At 53.1% G+C, this 1349-nt stretch carries 2 pseudogenes; one reads left to right on the forward strand and one right to left on the reverse strand.

Going from position 1 to position 1349, the window contains the following annotated elements:
• Positions 1–522, forward strand: a pseudogene (locus tag WH5701_RS00555) (elongation factor 4); the annotation flags it as partial.
• Between the two features lie 54 nt (positions 523–576).
• Here WH5701_RS00555 and WH5701_RS17335 read toward each other — a convergent pair.
• A pseudogene (locus tag WH5701_RS17335) lies at positions 577–1349 on the reverse strand (HAMP domain-containing protein); the annotation flags it as partial.

Genomic DNA, 1349 nt, shown 5'->3' on the forward strand with positions numbered 1-1349 from the left:
CGGCGCGGTGAATACCTCGATATGAAATACATCACCAAAGATCGGGTGACGTTGATCTATGAGTTGCCGCTGGCTGAGGTGGTGACGGATTTCTTTGATCAGATGAAAACCCGCACCCAGGGTTATGCCTCGATGGAATATCACCTGATCGGTTATCGCAAAAACCAATTGGTGCGCCTTGATGTGTTGATCAATGGCGATCGCGCTGATCCACTCACCACGATTGTTCATCAAGACAAGGCCTACAACGTGGGTAAGGCCTTAGTGGATAAGTTGAAAGAACTGATTCCGCGCCAACAGTTCAAGATTCCGCTTCAGGCCTCGATTGGTAGCCGCATTATTGCCTCCACCAGCATCAGTGCGATCCGCAAAGATGTGTTAGCCAAGTGTTATGGCGGTGATATCTCACGGAAGAAGAAATTGCTGAAGAAACAGGCGAAGGGTAAGAAGCGGATGAAGGCGATGGGTAAGGTGGATGTGCCCCAGGAAGCCTTCATGGCGGTGCTCAAGTTGAATGATTGATAGTCTTTTTATCCTTTTGATTGATTAATTTAACCGAAATCGTCTTGATTGTTCTCAATCGATTCTTTGTCGATTTGATTGTAGTAACCATGTGTTTTTTGTGATAGATGTTCCAGCCATGGTGAGTTGAAGCCGCGCTGTGTTGAGGTTGTCAGCCGTGACTTGAGACGTGGTGGCATTGAGCTGTTCCAGTGGTTTCACGATGCGTCGCACCAGCCAGCTCACGGCCAACAAGGTGATCGCCAAGCAGCTACCCCAAGTGAGAATCATCAACTGCAAGTAGTTGCCGAGGGCCTGTTGATTGGCTCCCACGTCCTGCAAGATCCAGAGCCGCCCTCCACCGGGAAGCTCTTCCACCAACTCGCTGAGGTAGCGCGTGTTGTCGAGGCTGATCTGCTCTTGGCGACCCACCACGCCTCCGGGATTGCTTCGCATGGCGGCGCGAAGCGCCGTGTCCGAACTCTTTAGATGCTCTCTTTGAGGAAGGATCAGGCGTCCATCGGGCTGTTCGATCCAAAGCCGAGTGCGATGGCTGGAGTGGACCAGGAGCTCGAGCTGAAGATGTTCAAGGGCATGGGCAGCATCGGCATTGGCCCTAGCGCTCTGATTGGACCGAAGCGATGTCTGAATCGCGCCGGCACTGCTGCGAAGTGTTTGTGTTTCGTTGTGGATCAGGGTCCGTTGACCCACCCACAAACCGGCCGTTGAGGCGCCAGTAAAACCGGCAAACACCACGAGATATGTGGCGAGCTGAAGCTGCCCCTGAACGCTTCCGAGCAGCCGTTGTCGCCAGCGACGTTGGGATGGCATCACCCCATTCTCATCAG

Source organism: Synechococcus sp. WH 5701 (assembly GCF_000153045.1).
Taxonomy (GTDB): Bacteria; Cyanobacteriota; Cyanobacteriia; order PCC-6307; family Cyanobiaceae; genus Regnicoccus_A; species Regnicoccus_A antarcticus.